Raw genomic sequence first — 18239 nt, forward strand, 5'->3', positions numbered from 1 at the left:
AGACGTTACCATGAAAATAAGAAGATATTTGCTTTTGTAGTTATGTTAGAAAGGATTGGTTGTCATGTTAGGAGGATATTTGCGATGAAGAACGGGACTTTTTTTGGTATCGGAGTCGGGCCCGGTGATCCGGAGCTCCTGACCGTCAAGGCCATCCACGCCATACGGCAGGCGGATGTGCTGATTGCGCCGAAGACAGAGAAGAAGGACGGCAGTGTCGCGCTGTCAATCGCACGGCCGTACCTCAAGCCGGATGTAGAGATCGTCTATCAGGTCTTCCCGATGGTCCGCGACTTTGCGGCGGACACATCGGCCTGGCAGGAGAACAAGGAGGAGATCCTCGCGCTCCTCAGACAGGGCAGAAACGTCGCCTTCCTGACGCTCGGCGATCCGATGTTCTTCAGCACCTACATCTACATCTACCGGCTGCTGCAGCACGAGGACATCGCGATCGAGACGATTCCCGGCGTGCCGGCCTTTGCCGCCATCGCGAGCAAGAGCGGCCGCCCGATTGTCGAGGGCGATGACATCCTGACAATCATCCCCGCGACAGCCCCGCCAGAAAAGATCCAGCAGGCCATGCAGGTCTCCGACAACGTCGTCCTGATGAAGGTCTACAAGAACTTCCCCGCCATCGTGGACCAGCTCAAGGAACATGATCTGTTGCGCCATGCGGTGCTCGTGAGCCGCGCGGGCCTCGACGGCGAGTGCGTCATCGATGACCTCGAGGCGCAGCGAGGGAAGAAGCTCAATTACCTCTCGACCATCTTGACACGCCGGGCAGAAGTGGATGCGGAGGAGAAGGGGAGCGGTGCGCGATGAGACGATTGCTTTTGGGCGCCTTGCTGGGCCTTTTCCTGCTCGGCTCGCTCGCGCTTTCAGGATGCGGCAGTACACAGCAGGCAGCCTCTTCAAGTGACGCGCCGTTTGCCACGATCCACGATGCGCTGGGCCGCGATGTCGAGCTCGCGAAGAAGCCGTCGCGCATCGTCGTGACCTCGGCGTCCTTCCTCGAGCCGCTGCACGAAGTCGGTGGCGATGTCGTCGGCCGGCCCGACTCGAAGACGAAGATGCCGGCATATGCCAAGGATAAGGCGAGCGTCGGCAAGGTCTACCAGATCGACCTCGAGAAGGTCCTCGCCTGCGAGCCGGACCTCGTCATCCTCAACAAGGGCATGAACGAGAAGCTCGTCTCGCCCCTGGAGCAGAACGGCATCAAGACGCTCGTGCTCGACATGAAGAGTTATGACGATGTCAAGGCGGAGGTCCGCGCACTCGCTATGGTCACGGGCGAGCGCGAGAAGGGCGAAGAGCTGATCGCCTCGATGGATGAGAGAATCGCGGACGTGCGCGCGAAGATTCCGCAGGAGGCGCGCCGCGTCTCCATCATCCACAGCACGAACCAGGGCCTGACGGTGCAGCTCGACGGCAGCATCGCAGGCTGTACGGCAAATCTGCTCGGCTGGCAGAACGTCGCCTCGGGCACGGCGCCGCTCGAGAAGAACCCCGACGCCGCGCCCTACAGCCTCGAGACGCTCGTCCTGCAGGACCCGGAGGCCATCTTCATCACGAGCATGGGCGACGTGGCGGAGGCGAAAGCTGGCATGGACCGCCTCATGCAGGACAGTCCTGCCTGGCAGACAATCGCCGCCGTCCGCGAGGGCCGCGTCTACTACCTGCCGCAGGACCTCTTCCTGCTGAGCCCGGGCATCCATTACCCGGAGGCCGTGGCGTCGATGGCGAAGTGCCTCTATCCAGAGGCGTTTGAATGATGCGGGGCGCATCGAGTGGGCGGCTCGCGGCCGTCTTCCTGATCTTCCTCGTGCTGGCCGCCTCAGGCGTTCTCGTCAGCCTGATGATGGGCTCCGTCGCCATCGCGCCGCAGGAGGCCGCCGCCATTCTCATGGGCGCTGATGGCGGCACACATGCGCAGATCCTCTGGAACATCCGGCTGCCGCGCACGCTCGTGGCCGCGCTCGTCGGCATCGACCTCGCGCTCTCGGGCGCCATCCTGCAGGCCATCATGAAGAACCCGCTGGCCGACCCGCACATCATCGGCATCTCGTCGGGCGCGGGGCTCATGGGCATCCTCGTCCTGCTGCTCTTCCCCGAGCACAGCGCGCTCATCACGCCGGCGGCCTTTGTCGGCGCGATGGGGGCGGCGGTGCTCATCTACCTGCTCGCCTGGAAGAACGGCATCCAGCCCATCCGCATCATCCTTGCGGGCGTGGCTGTCTCCGCCTTCCTCGGCGCGGGCATCTCGGCTTTGATGATCCTCTACAGCGACCGCGTGCACAACGCGCTCATGTGGATGGTCGGCGGCCTCTCGGCGCGCAGCTGGCCGCATGTGGCGATGCTCTGGCCTTACACGCTCGTGGGCTTCGCGCTCGCCGTGCTCGCCGCGCGCCACCTCAATGTGCTGCAGCTCGGCGACGCGATGGCAAGGAGCCTTGGCATGCGCGTCGAGCTCACGCGCCTCCTGCTGACGGCCGTCGCGGCCATCCTCGCGGCAAGTGCCGTCTCCGTCGTCGGACTACTCGGCTTTGTCGGCCTCATCGTGCCGCACATGGCGCGGCTGCTCGTCGGCTCGGACCACCGCATCCTCTTGCCTGCCTCGGCACTTTTGGGCGCGGCCGTCCTGCTCTACAGCGACACGTTCGCGCGCGTGGCCTTCGCGCCCGTCGAGCTGCCCGTCGGCATCATCATGGCCGCGCTCGGCGCGCCGTTCTTCCTGTTCCTGCTTAGGAGGCAATTATGACGACGATATTATCGGCAGAGCATCTCGCGTATGCGGCCGGGCATACGCCCATCCTCGAAGATGTCGCGCTCGATGTCGCGCGCGGCCAGCGGCTGGCCATCATCGGGCCGAACGGCGCGGGCAAGTCGACGCTCTTGCGCCTGCTGGCAGGGCTTGCGCGGCCAAGCGGCGGCGCGGTGCAGCTCGAAGGATGCGATATACGCCGCATCGGCCGTCAGGCGCTCGCGCGCCGGCTCGCCGTGCTGCCGCAGGGCGTCGAGGCTCCAGCCGACACGACGGTGCTCCGCCTCGTCGGCTACGGCCGCTTTCCTTACCGCTCACACCTGCGCGCGGAAGACCCCGTAAAAGACCGTGAGGCCGTCGATTGGGCCATGCAGGTCACGCATGTCGAGGCCCTGCAGGACCGCCAGGTACAGTCGCTTTCGGGCGGCGAGCGCCAGCGCGCCTTCCTGGCCATGGTGCTCGCGCAGCAGCCCGAGGTCCTGCTGCTCGACGAGCCGACGACGTACCTCGACATGGCCCATCAGCTCGAGGTCATGCAGATCATCACCGCGGTCAACCGCCAGTACGGCGTGACTATCGTCATGGTCCTGCACGACATCAACCACGCCCTGCAGTACGCCGACGCTGTCGCCGTGCTGCAGGGCCGCCGCATCGCCCGGCAGGGCAGGCCCGAGGACGTCATCTCCGCCAAGCTGCTCGCCGATGTCTTCGGCGTCGAGGCCGACGCCTTCACGGACCGAGAGGGCAGGACCGTGTATCTGCCAGCTGCCCTGACCAGGCGATGAACCCGCAAACAGAACGATCGTCGGACGGTCCGATGGATTCTCCCGACTGTCCGACGCTCGTCACCCCGACCATAGGCAATGGTCGGGGGCTTTTTTTAGTTGCTAGTGAAAATATTTTTCAAAATGCGTCTATCCGTCTTGACAGATGATATTGAGATAAGTTATCATAATTCATGTAAGAAATAATCTCATTATCAAGATACCTTTGGGAGGCGTTTGATTTGACACTCAAAGACGGTAAGACCGGCATGGTGCTGAAGATCGTCAAGATCCACGAATCGGACCTGAAGCAGCGCATGATGACGATGGGGCTGATCCCCGGCACGAAGGTCACAGTCCTGCGCTCCGCACCGCTCGGCGATCCGATTGCCATTGGCGTGCGTTCGTACAACCTCGCTCTGCGCAAGGCAGATGCCGAGAGAATCGAGGTCCAGCAGGTCAGCTGACCACGGGAACGGTACAAAGCAGCAAGGCAGATGCTCATCCATGCGAGTGGGTGGGCAGAAGCAGCGAAAGGAGACGTATTTTCATCTATGTCAACATTAGCAGTAGCATTGACCGGCAATCCGAATACCGGTAAATCCACTATCTTCAATGAACTCACAGGCGCGCGCCAGAAAATCGGCAACTGGCCGGGCGTCACGGTCGACAAGAAAGTCGGCTACACGCGCTACAAGGACCGCGCCATCTCAATCGTCGACCTGCCGGGCACGTACAGCGTCAACGCGCGCAGCCCGGAGGAGAAGATCGTCATCGACTACCTCATGAACAACAAGCTCGACCTCGTCATGGACGTCGTCGACAGCTCGAACATCGAGCGCAATCTCTTTTTGACGGTCCAGCTTTTAGAGCAGGGCATCCCGCTTCTCATCGACCTCAACATGCAGGACGACGCCAAGCGTCGCGGCATCAAGATCGATACGAAGAAGCTCGAAGAGGCCATCGGCATGCCGGTCGTCGAGACGGTCGGCCGCAGCAGCAAGAGCACGAAGAAACTGCTCGACGTCTTCACGAGCATGGTCATGTCCAAGTACCATGTGAGCCCGCAGGTGCAGGAGCACATCGACAAAGCCCAGGCCATCCAGGCGAGCAGCCGGTCGGAGAGCGAGAAGGAAGAGGCCATCATCGAGGCGCGCTATGCGCTGATCGACAAGATCATGGCGCAGGCCGTCGACACGGGCAATGTCGGCCAGTCGATGTCCGAGAAGATTGACCACTTCCTCGCCAACGGCGTGCTCGCGCTGCCGATCTTCCTTCTGATCCTCTACGCCGTCTTCCAGATCACGTTCACCTGGATCGGCCAGCCAATCGCGGACTTCCTCGACGATGCGATCAACACGCAGTTCGTCGGATTCATGGAGGACTTCCTGACGGATGCCGGCGTGGCCGACTGGATGGTCTCGCTCGTCTGTGACGGCATCATCTCGGGCGTCGGCGCGGTGCTGACGTTCGTGCCGCTGATCTTCGTGCTGTTCTTCTGCCTGTCCTTCCTCGACGGCACGGGCTACATGGCCCGCATCGCCTTCATCATGGACCCGATCATGCGCCGCTGCGGCCTGACGGGCAAGGGCGTCATGCCGCTGATGATGGGCTTCGGCTGCGGCGTGCCGGCCATCATGGGCGCGCGCGCACTCGACTCGGAGAAGGACCGCATGGTCTCCATCCTCGTCACGCCGTTCCTCACGTGCGGCGCGAAGCTGCCGATCATGGCGCTCTTCGCCGCGATGTTCTTCCCCGACAATGCCGCCAACGTCGTCTTCGCGATGTACGTCATCGGCATGGTCATGGCCATCGTCGTCGCTAAAGGCCTCGGCTCGACCGTCTTCAAGTCGAAGGGCTCGACCTTCCTCTTAGAGCTGCCGCCGTACCGCATGCCGGACATGAAGACGGTCCTCCTCGAAACTTGGGACAAGGGCAAGGGGTACCTCATCAAGGCCGGCACCATCATCTTTGCCGCATCCGTCCTGCTCTGGGTCATGACGAACTACAACTTCAGCGGTCCGGCTGAGATCGAAGATTCCATCCTCGCGACAATCGGCGGCTGGATGTCGCACCTCTTCGTATTCCAGGGCTTCGACACCTGGGAGGCTGGCGCAGCCGTTCTCTCGGGCATCATGGCGAAGGAGACGGTCGTCGCGACGATCGGCATCCTCTACGGTGCCGGCGATGTCTCGACGGAGGCAGAGGATGCTGCTGATACGGCGTCCACGATGATGCAGACGGGCATGGCCACGGCCTTCACGAGCCTCTCGGCCTTCTCGTTCATGGTATTCTCGCAGCTCTACACGCCGTGCGTCACGGCGCTCGGCACGATCAAGAAAGAGGCCGGCGGCTGGAAGTGGGTCGCGTTCTCCGCGTTCTACATGTTCGCGATCGCCTGGCTCGTCTCACTGCTCGTCTACCAGATCGGCGCCATGCTCGGCTTTGCCTGAGCCGTGGACTGCATCAGCATCCATCGAAAGACTGAAAGACTGAGATGCTGACAGCCTGGCAGGGCTTGCATCTGCCAGGTGGATGTGGTATCTTGAAATCTTGAAACGGAGGGATCATTATGGCAACCTTTATCGTCGGCGCAATCGTCGCAGTCGGACTCTACTACGCACTGCGCCACGTCTACCGGAATTTCCGCATGGGGCGGGAGGACTGCTGCGGCGGCAACTGCGCGGCCTGCAGCGGCCACTGCACGGGGGGCCGTGCCCTCCCGCACAAGAGCGCCTGACCGATTGATATGAATTGTTCCCCGCATCCTGATACTCATGTTCTGACCAGTAGACAGGAGCGGGGAACTGTGCTATCATAAGAATCAGAGATTTGTCTTTGAGGCGGGGAGCATTTCCCCACCGGCGGTAGAGCCCGCGAGCCCTGATGTTTCGGGGCATGATCCGGTGAGATTCCGGAGCCGACCGTATAGTCGGGATGAGAAAAGGCATGTACGTGTGTTTTGCATGTAAGCGAGCCGTCGGAAGAGAATCTTCCGGCGGCTTTTTTTCTCGTGTCTCATGAGCAGATTCATCAAAGAGAACAGGATTCATAGTTTGAGGTGATGGAAGATGCAGGATGAAGATTTCATGCGTGAGGCGCTGGAGCTCGCGCGCAATGCGGAGGGACGGACGTCGCCAAACCCGATGGTCGGCGCTGTCATCGTGCGCGGCGGGCGCATTGTCGCCGCAGGCTGGCACCGCAAGGCCGGCACGCCGCATGCGGAGGTCCACGCTCTGCGCATGGCAGGGGAGCTCGCGAAGGGCGCGACGCTCTACGTAACGCTCGAGCCGTGCTCGCATTACGGCCGCACGGGCCCTTGTGCCAAGGCGGTGGCCGAGGCCGGCGTGAAGCGCTGCGTCATCGCGATGAAGGACCCGAACCCGCTCGTCTCGGGCCGCGGCATCAAGATCCTCGAGGATGCCGGCGTCGAGGTCGTCTGCGGCGTCCTTGAGGAAGAGGCGCGAAGGCTCAACGAGGCCTTCCTCAAGTGGGTGCCCGAGAAGATGCCGTTCGTCGCGCTCAAGACGGCGATGACGCTCGATGGCAAGATCGCGACGCGCACGGGCGCGTCGCAGTGGATCACGAACGAGGCCTCGCGCCGCCGCGTCCACGAGTACCGTGACATCTACGACAGCATCTTCGTCGGCATCGGCACCGTCTTGCACGACGACCCGAGCCTGACGACGCGCCTGCCGGACGGCACGGGCAAGAACCCCGTGCGCATTATCGTCGACAGCCAGGCGCGCACGCCGCTATCGGCAAAGGTCGTGCGGGATGGTCAGGCGAAGACCATCGTGGCCGTGACGCAGCAGGCCCCGGAGGCGCGAGTCAAGGCGCTCGAGGCGGCAGGCGTCGAGATCATCCGGGCGGGCAGCGGTGCGCATGTCGACCTCAAGGCACTCCTGCAGAAGCTCGGTGAGCGCGAGATCTGCTCCGTCTTTGTCGAGGGCGGCGGCAGCGTCAACTTCTCGCTCTTAGAGGCCGACCTCGTCGACAAGGTCTACGCCTTCATCGCGCCGAAGTTCATCGGCGGCCGCGAGGCCCTGACGCCCGTCGAGGGCGAAGGCTTCGCCTCGCTCGGGGAATGTGTCGCGCTGACGGATGTCCATGTCGAGGAGCTTGCGGGCGACATCCTGCTGACGGCCTACACGAAGCGCTGATTGCGGCAGAGAGGAAGAGTCATGTTTACTGGTATTATAGAAGAAGTCGGCACGGTGCAGCGCCTCGGCGGCGGCTCTATCGCCATCGCGGCGGAGCACGTCCTGGGGGATGCGCATGTCGGCGACAGCATCGCCGTCAATGGCATCTGCCTGACGGTGACGTCGTTTGACCGCCATCACTTCACGGCCGACGTCATGCCTGAGACGGTGCGGCGCACGTCGCTCGCGGAGCTCAAGAAGGGCAGCCCGGTCAACCTCGAGCGGGCGCTCTCGCTCGCCTCGCGCCTCGGTGGCCACATCGTCTCCGGCCACATCGACGGCACGGGCCGCATTGAATCCCTGGAGAAGGAGGGCAATGCGCTGCTCCTCAAGGTCGCGGCAGAGCCCGCCATCCTGCGCGGCATCGTCGAGAAGGGCTCCGTCGCGCTCGACGGCATCAGCCTGACGGTCGCTTCTGTCACGGATGCAGACTTCACCGTCTCGCTGATCCCGCACACGCGCGAGGTCACGAACCTCCGCGGCAAGAAGGCGGGCAGCCTCCTCAACATCGAGACAGATGTCATCGGCAAGTACGTCGAGAAGATGATGCAGGGGGCCTATAAAGAGCTGGGCGGCAGGGCTGAGCCCGCGAAGAAGGCGCTCACGCGCGCCTTCCTGCTCGAGAATGGCTTCTGAGCAGGGAGCCATCCAAATCAGAGAATCAATAGATCTACCATAAAAGAATTGGAGTGAACTACATGTCGGATTTTGCAACGGTGGAACAGGCCATCGAGGATATCAAGAACGGCAAGATGATCGTCGTCGTCGACGATGAGGACCGCGAGAATGAGGGCGACCTGATTGTCGCCGCCGAGACGGTCACGCCGGAGGACATCAACTTCATGGCGACGTACGCCAAGGGGCTCATCTGCACGCCAATCGACGGCAAGCGCCTCGACGAGCTCAACATCGGCCAGATGGTCGCCAACAACACGGACAACCACGAGACGGCCTTCACCGTCTCCATCGACGCCTACGACACGGAGACGGGCATCTCGGCCTTCGAGCGCTGCCACACGATCAAGAAGTTGCTCGACCCGAAGGCAAAGCCGGCTTCCTTCCGTCGCCCGGGTCATGTCTTCCCGCTGCGCTCCGTCGAGGGCGGCGTGCTGCGCCGCGCCGGCCACACGGAGACGACGACGGACCTCGCGCGCCTCGCGGGCTTCTACCCGGCCGGCCTCTGCTGCGAAATCATGGACGATGACGGCCACATGATGCGCACGCCGCGCCTCAAGGAGTTCGCCAAGAAGCACGGCCTCCACATGATCACGGTCCAGTCGCTCATCGAGTACCGCAAGCGCACGGAGAACTTCGTGCATGAGGTCGCCGACGTCGACTTCCCAAGCAAGTACGGCCACTTCCGCATCCACGCCTATGAGAACGAGCTCAACAACAAGTGCGACATCGCCATCGTCAAGGGCGATGTGCGCGGCAAGAAGGATGTGCTCGTGCGCGTCCACTCGGAGTGCCTCACAGGCGATGCGCTCGGCTCCATGCGCTGCGACTGCGGCGAGCAGCTCGCGCTCGCCTTGAAGAAAATCGAGGCAGAGGGCGAGGGCGTCGTGCTCTACATGCGCCAGGAAGGCCGCGGCATCGGCCTCGCCAACAAGATGCGCGCCTACGCGCTGCAGGACAAGGGCCGCGACACGGTCGAGGCCAATGTCGAGCTCGGCTTTGCGCCGGACCTGCGCGACTACGGCATCGGCGCGCAGATCCTCGCGGACCTCGGCCTCACGAGCATCCGCCTGATGACCAACAACCCGGCCAAGCGCGCCGGCCTCGAGGGCTACGGCCTCGAGATCACGGGCCGAGTGCCGCTCCAGGTCCACGCCAACAAGTTCGACAAGCGCTACCTGACGGTCAAGAAAGTCAAGATGGGCCATCTCTTCAGCGACGACACGCTGAAGTGAGGCTTGCGATAGAGTAAGGAGGAAACACACATGGCAAATGTATACGAAGGTTTTGTATCGGGCAAGGGCCTGAAATTCGGCATCGTCGTCGCCCGCTTCAATGAATTCATCACGAGCAAGCTCTTAGGCGGCGCGCTCGACACGCTGCACCGCCACGAGACGAACGACGCGGACATTGACGTCGCCTGGGTGCCGGGTGCCTTTGAACTGCCGATCGTCGCCAAGAAGATGGCTGAGTCGGGCAAGTATGACGCAGTCATCTGCCTCGGCGCCGTCATCCGCGGCTCGACGACGCATTACGACTACGTCTGCAACGAGGCCTCGAAGGGCATCGCCCAGGTCGGCATGCAGACGGGCGTGCCGACGATCTTCTCGGTCGTGACGACGGAGAACATCGAGCAGGCCATCGAGCGTGCCGGCACGAAGGCGGGCAACAAGGGCGCCGACGGTGCCATGTCCGCCATGGAGATGGCCAACCTGCTCAAGAAACTCGGCTGACCGGCTGCCCGAAAAAGAAAACGATACGGAGACCGTTGACCAAGCTTGCCATAGGGCAGCCGGGCCAGCGGTCTTGCTGTACCAGCATACCAAGATACGAAAGAGAACAAGAAAGGGGAATCCTTATGAAAATCGGGATCATCAGCGATACACACGGCCACGAGATGGCCTGGGCCCATGCCTGCGAGCGCTTCTTCAAGGGTGCTGACCTCATCGTGCACGCGGGCGACGTGCTCTATCACGGCCCGCGCAATCCGATGAAGGCCGACTACAATCCGGTCGGCCTTGTCACGCGCATCAACAGCTGCCCCGTCCCCGTCGTCATCGCCAAGGGCAACTGCGACTCCTCCGTCGATGCGAGCTGCCTCGAAATGCCCATCGAGGCGCCGTACGCCTACGTCGTCTGGGAGGGCCTGCGCATCGTCGTCACGCACGGCGACGCAGTCATGAGCGATGCGGAGAAGGACGCGATGGCCAAGCACCTCAAGGCCGACCTCTTCATCAGCGGCCACATCCACCAGACCATCCTCGAGAAGCGCGGCGCGACCGTCTTCCTCAACCCGGGCTCGGCGGCGCTCTCCAAGCGCGCGGACGGACGCAACACGGTCGCCGTGCTCGAAGACGGCAAGATCCGCATCTTCGACATCGATACGGGCGACGTGCTCCACGAGCTCGCCCTCTGACTCCCATCCCCAGATTATAGAAAGGAGATCCACACCCATATGAAGGATCATCTTGTCAAAGCGGTGGCGGACGGCGTGCGCGTCTACGCCGCTGTCACCACGGATCTCGTCAATGAGGCCATCCGCCGCCACGGCTGCCACGCTGTCGCTGCTGCCGCACTCGGCCGCACGATGACGGGCGCGCTGCTGCTCGCCGCCAACCTCAAGAACCGCGAGGCGCTGACCATCACGTTCGACGGCCACGGCCCACTCGGAAAGGTCACGGCCGACGCGACGCCGGAGGGCTTCGTGCGCGGCTACGTTACCAATCCCTACGTTGACCTGCCGCAGAATGCCAAGGGCAAGATCGATGTGGGCGGCGGTGTCGGCACGGACGGCACGGTCACCGTCACGCGCTTCACCGGCCTGCGCAACCCCGTCACGGGCAGCGCGCCGCTGACGGACGGTGAGATTGCCGACGACCTGACGAAGTACCTCTTCGTCTCGGAGCAGACGCCATCGAGCGTCGGCCTCGGCGTCCTCATCGGCCACGCAGGCGAGAAGATGGCCTGCATCGGCGCGGGCGGCTTCATCATCCAGCCGATGCCCGACGCGACGGACGAGACGATCGACAAGCTCGAGGCCAACCTCCGCAAGGTCAACTCCGTCTCGCACATGGTCGAGCACGGCCTCGACGCCAAGGGCATCATCGCGGAACTCTTGCAGGGCTTTGCCGTTGACTACCTGACGACGACCGACCTCGCCTTCCGCTGCCAGTGCTCGAAGGAGCGCATCAGCGAAGTCCTGCTGAGCCTCGGCCAGGCTGACCTCGCCTCGCTCATCGAAGACGGCCACGCCGAAGTCTGCTGCCATTTCTGCAACGAGCGCTACGCGTTCAGCAAGGAAGAGTTGCAGGCCATCTACGACAAGGCCATGGCGCACCGCCAGCAGGCCGACTCGTGATCGCGCGCTTCGCGAGAAATTATGCCTGCTCGTTGCAAAAAGGCGGCGGACATGGTACTATGTAGTGGTGTGCCGAGTCAATCGGCATAATACCCAAAGAAAAGAGATCATGATTATGTGGAAAAAAGTTTGCGCTGGTATGCTCAGTGCTGCACTCCTGACGGGGGCAGCCGGAACGGTCTTTGCTGCAGAAGCGAATGACGATGTCGTCTCGCTCGTCACGCAGCCGGGGCAGCCGCTCGTTACGACGACGAAAGCGGAGACGACAGCTGCTGCTCCTGCGAAGGAGACGGCCGCCAAGGCTGAGGCACCGGCAAAGGTAGAACTTGCAGATAGACTCGTCATCAACCTCGCCGCCCGATCGATCGCAGCCATCCGCGACAACCAGAAGGTTGCCCTCTATCCGATTGGCCCGGGCAAGGTCTCGACGCCGACGCCGACGGGCTACTACAAGGTCATCGACAAGGAAGTCAACCCGACCTGGACGGATCCGGGCTCTGCAACGTCCATCCCGAGCGGCCCGGACAATCCGCTCGGCTACCGCTGGATCGGCATCGGCGGCAACTACGGCATCCATGGCACGAACCATCCGGACTCCGTCGGCCACTACGTCTCCAACGGCTGCATCCGCATGCATGAGGAAGACGTCGAGAAGATCTACGACATGGTCGAGGTCGGCACGCCGGTCGACATCACCTACAACCGCATCGTCGTCGAGAAGACGCCGGATGACCAGATCGCGTACTACATCTATCCGGACGGCTACGGCTGGCAGAATGTCACGGCAGCAGATGTCAACAAGTGGCTCGCAGGCTATGGCGTAGCGGACTTCGTCACGGACGCGGATGTCGAGCAGAAGATCCAGGCATCGGACGGCAACCCGACGTACGTTGCGAAGGTCTATCCGCTCTACGTCAACGGCCAGAAGCTCAAGGGCAAGGCCGTCGTGCAGGATGACATCACGTACCTGCCGGCTGTCGACCTCGCCGAGGCCGCCAAGGTATCGCTCGGCTGGAAGCCGGACGAGAAGGTCCTCGTGAGCTCCTACGGCCAGGCTGTCGGCTACAAGAAGAAGGACACGCTCTACTGCAACGCCGATGACGCTGCTACGCTTTATCACCTCGACGGCGGCCTCAACGCAGGCAAGTTCGAGCTGAAGACGGCCAAGAAGCAGGAAGTCGTGCCGGTCGTCGAGAACGGCAAGTCTGTCGAGAGTGGCGCAGCCAAGACGGATGCAGAAGTCTACGCCGAGGCCACGAAAGAGACGGCCAAGGACGTCAAAGATGCTAAGGCAGCCGTGAAGGACGCCAAGGCAGCAGCCAAAGAAGTCAAGGCTGAAGCAAAAGCAAAATAAGCGGTTCACCGCAAGACCGCAATGATGGATGATTCCGGGACCGGCAAGTGCTGGTCCCGTTGTCTTTTCGTGTATAGACAGAAGGGGGAACTCAAGTGAAGCAGGAACAGAATGGCAAGCAGAAGCGCTTCCTCGTCCTCGACGGCAGCAGCCTGATCTTCCGTGCCTTTTACGCACTGCCGGGACTCAGCGACTCGCACGGCCAGCCGACGGGGGCCATCTTTGGCTTCTCGAACATGCTGACGAAGCTCATGGCCGAGCAGCAGCCCGACCTCATGGTGCTGGCCTTTGACAAGAGCCGCCACACCTTCCGCACGGAGCGCTATGCCGACTACAAAGGCACGCGCGACAAGACGCCGGAGGAACTCCTCTCGCAGTTCCCGCTTTTGCGCGAGTTCGCCGCGAACATGGGCATCCCGTTCCTCGAGAAGGACAACTACGAGGCCGATGACATCATCGGCACGCTCGCGACGCAGGCTGCGGCCAAGGGCTACGATGTGCGCGTCATCACGGGCGATCGCGACGCCCTGCAGCTCGTGCGGCCGAATTTGCGCGTCCTCCTGACCAAGAAGGGCATCTCGGAGATCAAGGACTACGACACAGCTGCCTTCGAGGAGGAGTACGGCTTTGAGCCGCTGAAGCTCATCGACCTCAAGGGACTTATGGGCGATACGTCCGACAACATCCCAGGCGTGCCGGGCGTCGGCCCCAAGACGGCCTCAAAGCTGCTGCTGACCTACGGCTCCGTCGAGAATGTGCTCGCGCATGTCGGGGAAGTCTCCGGCAAGAAGCTCAAGGAGAACCTGCAGACGTACGCCGACCAGGCGCGCCTCTCGAAGGAGCTCGCGACGATCGAGCTCCATGTGCCGGACCTCGCTTTTGCCGAGGAGGACTACCGCATCCAGCCCAACATGGAGAAGATGCAGGCCTTCTGCGACGACCACGAGCTGCGCGCCGTCTGGCGCAACTTCGAGCGACTCTATGGCCCGGCAGAGCTGGCGCTTGACCTCGATGAGGGAGAAAATGGTGCAGCCGCACAGGACCTCTCCTACGACCTCTGGGATGAAGCGGCCGTCAAGACTGCGGCCAGGGCACCGTATCTCGCCGTCTCGGGCATCTTCTCGGGCCTCGCGCCGTTCGCCTCGCTCGAGGGCCTCGCCGTCGTAGCGGGGCCGGACGCCGAGAAGGCAGGCTTTGTGGCGAGAGACAGCGCGGCCTTCCCCGTGCTCTTGCAGCTGCTCGAGTCGGACAAGCAGGCCGTCCTCTTCGGCCTCAAGCGCTACGACCAGGCCAGCCTTCGGGGGCAGAAGGCCTTCTTCGATGTCGAGCTCGCTGCCTATCTCCTGGAGCCTGAGCGCTCGAAGTACGCTCTCTCGGAGCTCTCGCAGAAGTACCTGCAAGAGGCGGCACCGGAGTCGTTTGACGACGAGAAGGCACAGGCCGTCTGGGAGGCGAAGGCCATCAGCCGCCTCTACCCGCTGCTTGGCGCGAAGCTCGAGGAGGAGAAGCTCACGCATCTCATGGATACGATCGAGCTGCCGCTCGTCGAGGTCCTCGCCGCGATGGAGCAGAACGGCGTCTACGTCAACCGCACGCATCTCGCCGAAAAGACGGAAGAAGTCGCCGGCCGTCTGCAGACGATCGAAGCCGCCATCTACGAGATGGCGGGCCACGACTTCAACCTCAACTCGCCCAAGCAGCTCGGCGTCGTGCTCTTCGAGGAGCTCGGCCTGCCTGTGCGCAAGAAGACAAAGACAGGCTATTCGACGAACGCCGAAGTGCTCGAGAGCCTGCGCCTCGAGCACCCGATCATCGAGCAGATTCTCGCTTACCGTCTCTGGAGCAAGCTCAAGTCGACGTACCTCGACGGCATCGCGGGCCTCATCCGCACGGATACGGGCCGCGTGCACACGAACTTCAACCAGACGGTCACGGCGACGGGCCGCCTCTCGAGCTCCGACCCGAACCTCCAGAACATCCCCGTGCGCACAGAGGAGGGCCGCATGATCCGCGCGCTCTTCGAGCCGGGCGAAGGGTACGATTGCCTCTTGTCGGCCGACTACTCGCAGATTGAGCTGCGCCTACTCGCGCACATGTCGGGCGACGAGAACTTCATCGATGCGTTCAAGCGCGGCCAGGACATCCACGCGCGCACGGCCGCCGAGGTCTTCGGCATCCCCCTGGATGAGGTCACGCCCGAGCTGCGCCGCCACGCGAAGGCCGTCAACTTCGGCATCGTCTACGGCATCAGCGACTTCGGCCTCGCGCGCAACCTGCACATCTCGCGCAAGGAAGCGGGCGACTACATCAGCCGCTACTTCGAGCGCTATCCGGGCGTGCGCGCCTTCATGGACAAGGTCGTCGCCGAGGCGCACGAGACAGGCTACGTTACGACGATGTTCGGCCGCCGCCGCGAGCTGCCCGCCATCAAGAGCCGCAACTACAACCAGCGCATGCTCGCCGAGCGCATGGCGATGAACACGCCGATCCAGGGCACGGCGGCAGATGTCATCAAGCTCGCGATGATCGCCGCCTACCGCAAGCTCAGGGAAGCCGGCGTCAAGAGCCGCATCCTGCTGCAGGTCCACGATGAGCTCGTGCTCGAGGTCAAAGAGAGCGAGCTCGAGACGGTGCAGGTCATCCTGCACGAGGCGATGGAGCACGTCGTCTCCCTCTCTGTGCCGCTCTCCATCGATGTCCACTGGGGCCGCAATTGGGCCGAGGCGAAGTGAGGGAGTTCTATGCCAGAGTTACCAGAGGTCGAGATCATCCGTCGGTATCTCGATGAGAATCTCGCGGGCCGCACGATTGATGATGTCACTATCCTGCTGCCGCGCCAGCTGAAGCACCCAGATCCAGAGGCCTTCCGTGTCCTCATCCGCGGCCAGCGCATCGAGAGAGTGGCGCGCCGCGGCAAATACCTGCTCATCCATCTGCAGGAGGGCGCCCATCTCGTCTTCCACTTGCGCATGACGGGCAGCCTCGTCTACGAGCCTCAGGGCACAGCGGCGGAGACCGGCCATACGCGCATGGTCTTTTCTCTCGCGGGCGGCGGGGCGCTGCGCTTCTCCGACATCCGCACCTTCGGCTGCGTCTACGGCTTTGCAGCAGGCGAGGAGATTGCCGTGCCGGGCCTTCAGTCGCTCGGGCCCGAGCCCTTGTCGGATGACTTCACATCATCGTATCTCGCCGCCGCCCTCAAGGGCAGAAAGCAGCCCGTCAAGTCCTTCCTGCTCGATCAGCGCCGCATCGCCGGGCTCGGCAACATCTACGCCGACGAAGCCCTGTTCCTCGCAAGGATTGACCCGCGCCGCGCGGCGGGCAGCCTGAGCGCGCAGGAGTGCAGGTGCCTGACAGAAGCCGTCCGGAAGGTCCTGCGCGATGGGCTCAAAGACGGCGGCACGACCTTCCGCGACTACCGCAATGGCGCGGGCGAATCCGGCCACCATCAGGAGCACCTCCTTGTCTACCACCGCGCGGGCAAGCCGTGCCCTGCCTGCGGCAGGCCTGTCGAGAAGCTCACCGTCGGCGGCAGGGGTACGCATTTCTGTCCGCACTGCCAGCGGTAAGGTATCCCTCCCCAAAGGGGAGTCCCGGTAGGGAATGTGTTCTTTGTGGCAGCACTTTCATCGTCTTTTTATGTTTGCCTGCTACGATCGTTTTAGCCGTTGTCCGTTGTTGAATTTTTGTTTTTTGAGAAGGGGTGGAGCACCATGAAGCGCATTGGCCTGACGGGCGGCATTGCGTGCGGCAAGAGCACGGCCTCGGCCATCCTGCGCCGCTTCGGGGCACCCATCATCGATGCCGACGCCATCGCGCACCGCCTCATGGAGCCGGGCGGCCCGCTCTACGAGGCGTATCGCGCGCACTTCGGCGCAGGCGTCATCCTGCCGGACGGACGGCTCGACCGCCGCCGCATCGGCCAGATTGCCTTTGCCAATCCCGCCGAGAAGCGCTGGCTCGACGCGGCGGCACATCCCGTGATCCGCGCGGCCATGCAGCAGGAACTCGCAGAGGCCGAGGCAGCAGGGGAGCCCGTCGCCGTCCTCGACATCCCGCTGCTCTTCGAGACGGGCTGGCAGGCGCATGTCGATGAAACGTGGCTCATCGACGTGCCGGAGCCCCTGCAGCTCGCACGCCTCGAGAAGCGCAATGGTTACAGCCGCGAAGAGGCGCTTTTGCGCATTGCCGCGCAGATGCCGCTCGCCAAGAAGCGCCAGCTGGCGGACATCCTCATCGACAACAGCGGCACCGAGCAGGATCTCGCCGAGAAGCTGCGCCGCCTCTGGCAGAGTCAGCCGGGCCAGGCCGCAGCCGATGATGGGGTTGGCAGGGAAGCGGAGACAGCAGGAAGCAGGAAAGGAAGAGACTCACGTTGAAACGATCTGATTTTCTCGAACGCGTCGAGGCGGCGCGCCGGTCGCTGCACCACAAGTACCTTTGCGCGATTGTGAGCACGGCCGTCTTCCTCGCGTTCGCGATCTACCTGACCTTCGCGTCAGAATCCTTCCAGCGCCACTACCTCTACCCGTTCCCATACCGCGACGCCGTAGAGACGTACGCCGACCGCTACCGCGTTGACCCGTATCTGGCCATCGCCGTCATCAAGACAGAGAGCAAATTCCAGGACGACGTCCACTCGCACCGCGGCGCCATCGGCCTCATGCAGCTCATGCCCGACACAGCCGAGTGGATTGCCGGGCAGCTCGAGGACCCCGCGTACTCCGTCGAAGCCATCCACGAGCCCGAGCGCAACATCCGCTACGGCATCTGGTACCTGAGCAGCCTCCAGCGCGAATTCGGCGGCAACGACGTCCTCGCCCTCGCCGCCTACAACGCCGGCCGCGGCAACGTCCAGTCCTGGATCCGCGACAACGGCTGGCCCCCCGACTTCCACAACATCGACGCCATCCCCTACCAGGAGACCCGCGAATACGTCCGCAAAGTCCTGCTGACTGAACGCAAATACCGCACCCTCTATCCGAATCTCGACGACAGAGCGAACTGAATCAGGCAGTAAAAAGCAAGCGCCTTCAAGAGCAACCGCCCTTGAAGGCGCTTTTTCATGCGCTTTGATACATTGAACTTTTAAAATCCTTGCAGGATTTTCTTAAGAAAAAGCGAA

18 protein-coding genes and 1 riboswitch are annotated in these 18239 nt (G+C 62.9%); all 18 genes read left to right on the forward strand.

What is annotated here, in order from left to right; all coding sequences use genetic code 11:
- Positions 1-84 precede the first annotated feature (84 nt).
- The 18 genes from cobI (at position 85) to B2X55_RS07330 (ending at position 18122) form a co-directional block, all read left to right on the forward strand.
- Positions 85-822 (forward strand): precorrin-2 C(20)-methyltransferase, encoded by a 738-nt coding sequence (cobI, locus tag B2X55_RS07245; protein ID WP_286821518.1) that lies wholly within the window; start codon positions 85-87, stop codon positions 820-822.
- Positions 819-1772 carry an ABC transporter substrate-binding protein gene (locus tag B2X55_RS07250; RefSeq protein WP_286821519.1) on the forward strand — a complete coding sequence of 318 codons (954 nt, stop codon included), beginning with the start codon at positions 819-821 and terminating at the stop codon, positions 1770-1772. The genes cobI and B2X55_RS07250 overlap by 4 nt, the downstream gene beginning before the upstream one ends.
- The gene (locus tag B2X55_RS07255) at positions 1772-2758 is read left to right on the forward strand and encodes a FecCD family ABC transporter permease (protein WP_286821544.1); all 987 of its coding nucleotides are present in this window, start codon (positions 1772-1774) and stop codon (positions 2756-2758) included. Before B2X55_RS07250 ends, B2X55_RS07255 begins: the two co-directional genes overlap by 1 nt.
- Positions 2755-3546, forward strand: a complete 792-nt coding sequence (locus B2X55_RS07260) for an ABC transporter ATP-binding protein (protein WP_286821520.1) — start codon at positions 2755-2757, stop codon at positions 3544-3546. The genes B2X55_RS07255 and B2X55_RS07260 overlap by 4 nt, the downstream gene beginning before the upstream one ends.
- Before the next feature lie 221 nt (positions 3547-3767).
- Complete coding sequence (locus B2X55_RS07265) at positions 3768-3992, forward strand: FeoA family protein (protein WP_036375415.1); 225 nt, start codon at positions 3768-3770, stop codon at positions 3990-3992.
- 87 nt (positions 3993-4079) lie between these two features.
- Positions 4080-5978, forward strand: a complete 1899-nt coding sequence (feoB, locus tag B2X55_RS07270; protein WP_286821521.1) for a ferrous iron transport protein B — start codon at positions 4080-4082, stop codon at positions 5976-5978.
- Positions 5979-6097: 119 nt separating this feature from the next.
- On the forward strand, positions 6098-6265 hold the full coding sequence (locus B2X55_RS07275) for a FeoB-associated Cys-rich membrane protein (protein ID WP_072003566.1): 168 nt from the start codon (positions 6098-6100) through the stop codon (positions 6263-6265).
- Positions 6266-6355: 90 nt separating this feature from the next.
- A riboswitch (FMN riboswitch) is annotated at positions 6356-6478 on the forward strand.
- Between the two features lie 118 nt (positions 6479-6596).
- Positions 6597-7688, forward strand: a complete 1092-nt coding sequence (ribD, locus tag B2X55_RS07280) for a bifunctional diaminohydroxyphosphoribosylaminopyrimidine deaminase/5-amino-6-(5-phosphoribosylamino)uracil reductase RibD (RefSeq protein WP_286821522.1) — start codon at positions 6597-6599, stop codon at positions 7686-7688.
- 21 nt (positions 7689-7709) lie between these two features.
- The gene (locus tag B2X55_RS07285) at positions 7710-8363 is read left to right on the forward strand and encodes a riboflavin synthase (protein ID WP_286821523.1); all 654 of its coding nucleotides are present in this window, start codon (positions 7710-7712) and stop codon (positions 8361-8363) included.
- A gap of 62 nt (positions 8364-8425) precedes the next feature.
- A complete protein-coding gene (locus B2X55_RS07290; protein ID WP_055162509.1) occupies positions 8426-9637 on the forward strand; it encodes a bifunctional 3,4-dihydroxy-2-butanone-4-phosphate synthase/GTP cyclohydrolase II in 1212 nt (403 codons plus the stop codon).
- Positions 9638-9667: 30 nt separating this feature from the next.
- A complete protein-coding gene (gene ribE, locus B2X55_RS07295) occupies positions 9668-10135 on the forward strand; it encodes a 6,7-dimethyl-8-ribityllumazine synthase (RefSeq protein WP_055162512.1) in 468 nt (155 codons plus the stop codon).
- 125 nt (positions 10136-10260) lie between these two features.
- A complete protein-coding gene (gene yfcE, locus B2X55_RS07300; RefSeq protein ID WP_286821525.1) occupies positions 10261-10818 on the forward strand; it encodes a phosphodiesterase in 558 nt (185 codons plus the stop codon).
- A 39-nt stretch (positions 10819-10857) separates the two neighbouring features.
- A complete protein-coding gene (gene hslO, locus B2X55_RS07305; protein WP_286821526.1) occupies positions 10858-11760 on the forward strand; it encodes an Hsp33 family molecular chaperone HslO in 903 nt (300 codons plus the stop codon).
- Between the two features lie 139 nt (positions 11761-11899).
- Positions 11900-13114 carry a L,D-transpeptidase gene (locus B2X55_RS07310; protein ID WP_286821527.1) on the forward strand — a complete coding sequence of 405 codons (1215 nt, stop codon included), beginning with the start codon at positions 11900-11902 and terminating at the stop codon, positions 13112-13114.
- Between the two features lie 95 nt (positions 13115-13209).
- Positions 13210-15846, forward strand: a complete 2637-nt coding sequence (gene polA, locus B2X55_RS07315; RefSeq protein ID WP_286821528.1) for a DNA polymerase I — start codon at positions 13210-13212, stop codon at positions 15844-15846.
- A 9-nt stretch (positions 15847-15855) separates the two neighbouring features.
- Complete coding sequence (gene mutM, locus B2X55_RS07320) at positions 15856-16683, forward strand: bifunctional DNA-formamidopyrimidine glycosylase/DNA-(apurinic or apyrimidinic site) lyase (protein WP_286821529.1); 828 nt, start codon at positions 15856-15858, stop codon at positions 16681-16683.
- Between the two features lie 144 nt (positions 16684-16827).
- On the forward strand, positions 16828-17493 hold the full coding sequence (gene coaE, locus B2X55_RS07325) for a dephospho-CoA kinase (RefSeq protein WP_082427746.1): 666 nt from the start codon (positions 16828-16830) through the stop codon (positions 17491-17493).
- Entirely contained in the window at positions 17490-18122 is a 633-nt protein-coding gene (locus tag B2X55_RS07330) for a lytic transglycosylase domain-containing protein (protein WP_286821530.1), read from the forward strand. Before coaE ends, B2X55_RS07330 begins: the two co-directional genes overlap by 4 nt.
- Positions 18123-18239 lie beyond the last annotated feature (117 nt).

The organism is Mitsuokella sp. UBA4253 (genome assembly GCF_002395285.1).
Taxonomy (GTDB): Bacteria; Bacillota; Negativicutes; order Selenomonadales; family Selenomonadaceae; genus Mitsuokella; species Mitsuokella jalaludinii.

Coding starts and splice junctions, on each gene's coding strand:
- ribE (WP_055162512.1), top strand. CDS start 9,668: ATGGCAAATGTATACGAAGGTTTTGTATCGGGCAAGGGCCTGAAATTC.
- hslO (WP_286821526.1), top strand. CDS start 10,858: ATGAAGGATCATCTTGTCAAAGCGGTGGCGGACGGCGTGCGCGTCTAC.
- B2X55_RS07285 (WP_286821523.1), top strand. CDS start 7,710: ATGTTTACTGGTATTATAGAAGAAGTCGGCACGGTGCAGCGCCTCGGC.
- mutM (WP_286821529.1), top strand. CDS start 15,856: ATGCCAGAGTTACCAGAGGTCGAGATCATCCGTCGGTATCTCGATGAG.
- cobI (WP_286821518.1), top strand. CDS start 85: ATGAAGAACGGGACTTTTTTTGGTATCGGAGTCGGGCCCGGTGATCCG.
- feoB (WP_286821521.1), top strand. CDS start 4,080: ATGTCAACATTAGCAGTAGCATTGACCGGCAATCCGAATACCGGTAAA.
- yfcE (WP_286821525.1), top strand. CDS start 10,261: ATGAAAATCGGGATCATCAGCGATACACACGGCCACGAGATGGCCTGG.
- B2X55_RS07310 (WP_286821527.1), top strand. CDS start 11,900: ATGCTCAGTGCTGCACTCCTGACGGGGGCAGCCGGAACGGTCTTTGCT.
- B2X55_RS07275 (WP_072003566.1), top strand. CDS start 6,098: ATGGCAACCTTTATCGTCGGCGCAATCGTCGCAGTCGGACTCTACTAC.
- B2X55_RS07290 (WP_055162509.1), top strand. CDS start 8,426: ATGTCGGATTTTGCAACGGTGGAACAGGCCATCGAGGATATCAAGAAC.
- coaE (WP_082427746.1), top strand. CDS start 16,828: ATGAAGCGCATTGGCCTGACGGGCGGCATTGCGTGCGGCAAGAGCACG.
- B2X55_RS07260 (WP_286821520.1), top strand. CDS start 2,755: ATGACGACGATATTATCGGCAGAGCATCTCGCGTATGCGGCCGGGCAT.
- ribD (WP_286821522.1), top strand. CDS start 6,597: ATGCAGGATGAAGATTTCATGCGTGAGGCGCTGGAGCTCGCGCGCAAT.
- B2X55_RS07255 (WP_286821544.1), top strand. CDS start 1,772: ATGCGGGGCGCATCGAGTGGGCGGCTCGCGGCCGTCTTCCTGATCTTC.
- B2X55_RS07250 (WP_286821519.1), top strand. CDS start 819: ATGAGACGATTGCTTTTGGGCGCCTTGCTGGGCCTTTTCCTGCTCGGC.